The organism is Pseudoalteromonas sp. AWM4_233, from assembly GCF_056158285.1.
This window is the reverse complement of record NZ_JBSWSZ010000103.1, coordinates 1-5,992: the sequence shown is the minus strand read 5'-3', so window position 1 is coordinate 5,992 and position 5,992 is coordinate 1. Positions and strand designations below refer to the sequence as shown.

6 protein-coding genes are annotated in these 5,992 nt (G+C 44.7%); 1 reads left to right on the top strand and 5 read right to left on the bottom strand.

What is annotated here, in order from left to right:
• Nucleotides 1-110: 110 nt before the first annotated feature.
• Nucleotides 111-1,247, top strand: a complete 1,137-nt coding sequence (locus ACXAC4_RS21295) for a hypothetical protein (RefSeq protein WP_475165191.1) — start codon at nt 111-113, stop codon at nt 1,245-1,247.
• A 13-nt stretch (nt 1,248-1,260) separates the two neighbouring features.
• Here the strand turns inward: ACXAC4_RS21295 and ACXAC4_RS21290 are convergent, their stop codons facing one another.
• The 5 genes from ACXAC4_RS21290 to ACXAC4_RS21270 form a co-directional block, all read right to left on the bottom strand.
• On the bottom strand, nt 1,261-1,887 hold the full coding sequence (locus ACXAC4_RS21290; RefSeq protein ID WP_475165189.1) for a response regulator: 627 nt from the start codon (nt 1,885-1,887) through the stop codon (nt 1,261-1,263).
• On the bottom strand, nt 1,884-3,623 hold the full coding sequence (locus ACXAC4_RS21285; protein WP_475165188.1) for a tetratricopeptide repeat-containing sensor histidine kinase: 1,740 nt from the start codon (nt 3,621-3,623) through the stop codon (nt 1,884-1,886). The genes ACXAC4_RS21290 and ACXAC4_RS21285 overlap by 4 nt, the downstream gene beginning before the upstream one ends.
• Before the next feature lie 3 nt (nt 3,624-3,626).
• Nucleotides 3,627-3,992 carry a hypothetical protein gene (locus ACXAC4_RS21280; protein WP_475165186.1) on the bottom strand — a complete coding sequence of 122 codons (366 nt, stop codon included), beginning with the start codon at nt 3,990-3,992 and terminating at the stop codon, nt 3,627-3,629.
• Nucleotides 3,993-4,083: 91 nt separating this feature from the next.
• Complete coding sequence (locus tag ACXAC4_RS21275) at nt 4,084-5,190, bottom strand: adenylate/guanylate cyclase domain-containing protein (RefSeq protein ID WP_475165185.1); 1,107 nt, start codon at nt 5,188-5,190, stop codon at nt 4,084-4,086.
• Between the two features lie 15 nt (nt 5,191-5,205).
• Nucleotides 5,206-5,856: a sugar phosphate isomerase/epimerase family protein gene (locus tag ACXAC4_RS21270; protein WP_475165183.1), complete on the bottom strand. Its 651-nt coding sequence runs from the start codon at nt 5,854-5,856 to the stop codon at nt 5,206-5,208.
• Nucleotides 5,857-5,992 lie beyond the last annotated feature (136 nt).

The following is a 5,992-nucleotide window of genomic DNA, read 5'->3' as shown; positions in this document are numbered from 1 at the left end:
AAGGTTAATTGCGTCCTGTTACGAGAACTCATCAGCACCTGACAATTACACATCCGTCAAGTGAAACCTTTTATAACCTGACGCTTGCCAAGACATCAGGAAGCGTGGATATGGCTGTACCTGTTACAGTAAATGGCACCATGAATTTCCAAATCGGACTGATTTATCCGAACAGCCATGATCTTACCATCAACGGCTCGGTAAGTAATGGAAGTGCTGCCAGTTATGCTGTGACTGATGACACAGGAAGTCTTGTTCAGACAGACATAGGCAGTGGTGGCAGAACAGGTAACATATTGTTCCCTGTAGGGAGCCAGAATGCGGATTATACGCCGGTCACAATCAACAATGCAGGAACCGCCGATGACTTCACCGTTCAGGTAAAGAATAATGTGTATGAAAATGGCGGGACCAGCGGAACACAGCTGATTACCGCTGTGGTACACAAGACCTGGTTTATCGATGAGTCTTCATCCGGCGGCACCAATGCGACGCTCACCTTCCAGTGGAACGGAAGCAATCAGGCGGGTGATTTTGATCCACTGGATGTGCTTGTTTCACATCACGATGGCACCATCTGGGATCCTGTGGCGGAAGGGCTGACAGCAGCCGGCGGCGATCCTTATACGGTTGCGGCCGCGAATGTCTCAACATTTTCGCCATTTGCTGTTGGAAGTTCTGCCTCTGCCCTGCCGGTTGAGCTGGTGAACTTCACGGCGGTTCTTAATAATGGTGTTGTTGATATTGACTGGGAAACGGCTACTGAGCTGAACAACGACTACTTTACCATCGAGAAGTCCGTTGATTTCAATAATTTCACAGTGGTTGGTACGATTAACGGGCAGGGTACCAAGTTGTCGTCGACCTCATACAGTCATACTGATACAAAGCCTTACAACGGAGTATCCTATTATCGATTGAAGCAAACAGACCTGGATGGAACATTTGTATACTTTCCGCCAGTCCGGGTAGACAATTTCCTCGAAGAGGTAGTTCTTGATTTATACCCCGTGCCTGGTGACGGCAAATCTATCAACCTTCGACTCCATGGCATTGATGCCGATGTCAAAACAAACCTTCGGATAATTGATCTGTTGGGCAATGTTGTGTACGCCAGTGAGGTTGAGATAGATCACAGTTATGGCATGAATGCAAAAATCGAATTCCTCACACCGTTGTCAGCAGGTTTGTATACTCTGATGCTGGACCTTCCGGAGCCGATTTTACGAAGATTTGTAGTTGAATAGTATCAAGAGGATATCAAAGCAAACCGGAAGTTCGGGCACATTCCAACAACTTGATCGTACTGTGTACTTCAAACTTGTTCATGATATTCTTGCGATGGGTATCAATGGTATACGGACTCAGAAAAAGTTTTTCAGCGATCTGGATTGAGGTGAGACCTTCCGCAAGCAATTGTACAATCTCAATTTCCCGCTTGGTCAGTCTGATGCCATTATCTGAACCTTTCTTCTGATAACTCTTCGCAAGTGTGCTTGTTACATCCTGACCAAAATAGGTATTACCTTCACCCAGCATTTCCAGTGCTGTCAGAAGTTCAATTCTTCCGGTATTTTTCAGAATAAAACCATCCGCACCGATTTCCATTAACTGTTTAATATACTCGGGATCGTTGTACATCGTAAGAATCAAAACTTTTTTTGTTCCATCCAGTTTCTTAATCTGTTCCGTACATTCTATGCCATCCTTTCCCGGCATGTTTATGTCAAGAATAGCAATATCAAATTCAGCCCCGGATTCACAAAATGCCAGCACTTCCCTGCCATTGGCGAACTCCCCAACGATTTCCAGGTATTCCTCGTCCTGAAGTATGGCACGAAGCCCGTCAATTACTATTTGATGATCATCTGCGAGTATAACTTTCATTCTATGGGTATGTTAACCATCACAGTTGTCCCGTGACCGGTCCGACTGTCAATATTAACCTCACCATTGAATTTACCCGCTCTGCTTCGAATATTCCGAAGACCCATGCCTTCATCATAATTGCTGACATTAAACCCGTTCCCATCGTCTTCAACAGTAAGGTGCAGTTCACCTCGGAGCTGTGACAGCTGAATGGTTATCAGCCGTGCGTCCGCATGTTTTAGAATATTACTAAATAATTCCTGAATAATCCGGTATATGGCTTGCTGAATTTCATTGGGGATCTTTTCAAGGTCAATTTTATGTGTAACAAAATCAATCTCAACCCTTTGTGAATTTTCAAGTGTGCTTTTCAGGTTGTTGATGGCCGCGATCAGTCCGAATTTCGCCAGCACCCCAGTAGAAATATTATGTGCAATTGCACGTGTCTCACGAATAGTTTCATCGAGCAGCTTGTTGGCCGACTGCTGATGATCAGAGGGGCCATCCGTCTTAGACGCCTCCATATATAATTTAACCGCTGATAACTTGCTGCCAAGCCGGTCATGAAGATCCTGTGCTATCCGCTGCCGCTCCATCTCCTGACCGTCCATCTGTGCATTCAGTACATTGATCTCCTGTTTACGCAATACTTCATCAATCCGCTGATTGTGAAGCTTTTTGTCTTTATCCATCAGGCTCAGCAGGATACGCTGACGATAAAAATAAAAAAACACAGAAAGCAGCAGCAGAATGCAGGCAGTGACAGCAACTATTAGAAACAACCTGTTCCTGTCCCTGCTTGCCTGAAGGCTTGCCTCCTGCTCGGCGATCTCTGCATCTTTTAACGCCACATCGTAACGCGTTCGAATTTCATTCAGCTTTGCTGTATTTTCTGCATTCAGCAGCTGTGTCCTTACCGTATCGATCATATCAAGGTAGTACCGGGCGCTGTCTTTCCTGTCATTTTTCCAGTGCAGCTCGAACAGCAAACCATAGATGTACGGCTTCAGGTAGTCGGATTCTGAATTTCTGTTTACCAGTCCAATGGCTTTGTTTATATAGTATTCACTGGAGTCGAGCTGATTCAAATCGAAGTAAACACCCGATATATTGGAATAGGACTGTGCTATCTCATCCAGCGGAGCGCTGGCAATCTGCCGGAGCGTCAGGCCTTTTCGATAAAAATAAAGTGCGCTGTCATATTCTCTGAAGTTTTCATAAAGCACACCCAGGTTATTATATGAGTGTGCAAGCCCGGCTGTATTTCCCTGTGTTTCCTTAATCTGAATGGACTTCCTCAGGTATAAAAATGTGGAATCCCTCACTGCCATATAGGAATACTGAAGTCCGAGATTGTTATATGCCTGAGACATGCGTAATGAATCATTATGCTGAATCGCAAATGAGAGGGCATGCATGAATTCCTTTATGGCCTGATGAAACTCTCTTCGCAACGAACTTATTGACCCCAGGTAAAGGTAGGATAGCGAGACCGAAGGCGCTTCCAGGCTGTCACGCAGCAGCAGTGCCTCGGCATAGGCAGCATAGGCTGAATCGTAGCGAAGAATGCTCCTGTAATAACTACCCAGCTGATCATATGTTTCTGCCGCTGCAACGGGATTGTTGTTTTGCAATGCATGATCGATTGCGGCATTGAGTGAATCCGGAATGCTTTGGGCAACGGAATTATTAAACAAGAAAATAGCACAACATAGGTGTGCTATCAGAATAAATCGCTGGCGAGTTATATGCATATACTAAGGTTCCAGTCCGCCTGAGCCGCCATCCTTTGGCCAGAATTTGGGCTTTTCAATAGGGTTACCATCCTTGTCAAATTTAAGTATTTCAATATACACGGCATTTTCATTTTCATCCGGAGACCTGCGCTTGTAATCCTCTTCATGTTCAATGAATTCGAAATTTCCATCGCTTTCCTGGATTTTAATACCATAATGTGTGGCTTCTACGCCACGCGTCCTGGGTTTCTTGCCAATATAATGAAGTGGACTTACTTTATCCATAAGTTCAAAACCGGCAAGAAACATGGCAATATGCAACTTGTAATCATTATTGTTCCCAGCCGTTTCGCGCTGGATCAAAATGTAGGGTTCATTGGCTTTCATTTGATTTTTTTAATTAAAATACCTTCGAAAATTGAAAAGCGCCATACCTACATTCCGGTATAATTCCCCGGTCATGGCAGGAAATCAAAATTCATTTCGATGGAGTAACCGGTTCAATCCCAAACAACTCCACCATTTCAGCTTTGCCTGATAACTCCACTGTGCCGTAGGGCACCGGTGTAAAAATCTGCGAATCCGGAAGCGCATCAAGCAGGGCCCCCGAAATAAGCAAATCAGTTTCAAATTGGTTACATAGCCCCTGAATTCTTGCCGCCGAATTCAGAACATCCCCTGTAAATACAATTTCCCTTTTCAGGGCGCCGATCTCCCCCGTAGTCACTTCGCCCAGATGCATGCCTGCTTTGAAATCCGGTACAAGTCCGTAGGTATTCATGTAATACGCCTCCCTTTCATGAATCGCCTTCTTCATATCAAAGAAGCAGTGCAGGCAGGCACTTTTGCGAAGTGCTGATTTATAGGGCCAGGAAACAACAATCTCATCTCCGATATACTGATAAACCTCTCCCAGCCTGTTCACGATTGGATCAGAAAAATCGTTATAATAATCCCGCAAAAGTTTATAATACCTGGTATGGCCCAGCTTTTCTGCAATTGTTGTTGATGAACGCATATCCAGAAACATGAACACCCGCTTTTCTTCCCTTGGCAAGTGATACCTGCCTGTAAGCATGTTTACAAGTACGTTATGACCAAGGTTATCACTGATGCCTGCATAAAACAGACAAAGAACAAGGGATGCGGACATTTGCAGGATGGTACTCGCGAAAGTGACACTAAAGATAAATGCCTTGAAACGTCGCCAGACTTCAGGATCGGTGACAGGAATCCTTGCCTCAAGACTGGCAGCGACAGGAAAGGTGATTGTCGCAATCATCAGCATAAAAAGTAAATAGAGGCCGGTTTTGTATAGCAGTTTACGTGTAAAGCTCCGTTTGCTGAAAAGGTTATCAAAGAGGAGAACCTCTGTAGAGCCAACGCAAAGACCTACTATAAAAACAGCAATCAATGCAAATACAAGCACGCGGGGCGACAGTGTTATGGTTGACGCTGGCGAAAGATTGGTCGCACGTGTGGCTGCGCTTTCAACAAGCAGAAAGACTATACCACAAAACAACCAGATAATACCAAATGGTAAAATCCGGCTGATATTTCTTCTTGTTTTTGGCGATACATTCACCGAAGATGCAACAAGCTATTTTTCAAGTTGGCGGAGGTAGGCAATACTTTCCGGGATCTGTTCAATTATCCGGCTGCTTTCATCTTCAATAAAATAATGCTTTATACCTACTTTTTTTGCCGCACGAAGCACGCCTTCGATATCAATCTGGCCTGTACCGAGCGCAACATCATATTCGGGATCAGTGAGACCGCGGTTATCCTTCTTGATTCCTTTTTTCATATCCTTCAGGTGCATGAGTTTCCATCTGTCGCCATACTTCTCAAGCAGTGCTACAGGGTCACCACCGCCATACTGAATCCAGAATATATCCATTTCAAAAGAGACATACTCGGGATTGGTATTTTCCATTATATAATCAAGCAAGGTACCATCACCATACTCTTGCAATTCGTACCCATGGGCATGATATGCGAAAGTGAGACCGTTTTCCTTCAGGGTTTTCCCCATTGTATTGAAATCATTCACAGCTTTTTTAGCATCTTCTATATTGAAATTACCAACTTCATGAGGGATCCAGAATACAACAACGTAGGATGATCCGTAAATTTTTGCGCGTTCGATCGTCGGCCCCGGATTCTCCAGCAGCTGATTGTAATCACCACCGCTTGATGGGATGGTCAGACCATGCTCCGCACAAAGCTTCTTGTATTCGTGCGGATCCATATCTCCCCGCCGCCTTCAATTTCAGTGAATCCCATATGCTGAATGGTATCCAGCGTTGCCGAAACCCCATGTGGAAAACTTCGTCTGAACGTGTAGGGAGCTATGCCTATTGGTTCTGTGAACAATTTTTCCTGTG

What these genes read in the sequence shown, in the direction of transcription:
- ACXAC4_RS21295 (WP_475165191.1), top strand. Translation starts at nt 111, where the DNA reads ATGGCTGTACCTGTTACAGTAAATGGCACCATGAATTTCCAAATCGGA.
- ACXAC4_RS21290 (WP_475165189.1), bottom strand. Translation starts at nt 1,887, where the DNA reads ATGAAAGTTATACTCGCAGATGATCATCAAATAGTAATTGACGGGCTT.
- ACXAC4_RS21285 (WP_475165188.1), bottom strand. Translation starts at nt 3,623, where the DNA reads ATGCATATAACTCGCCAGCGATTTATTCTGATAGCACACCTATGTTGT.
- ACXAC4_RS21280 (WP_475165186.1), bottom strand. Translation starts at nt 3,992, where the DNA reads ATGAAAGCCAATGAACCCTACATTTTGATCCAGCGCGAAACGGCTGGG.
- ACXAC4_RS21270 (WP_475165183.1), bottom strand. Translation starts at nt 5,856, where the DNA reads ATGGATCCGCACGAATACAAGAAGCTTTGTGCGGAGCATGGTCTGACC.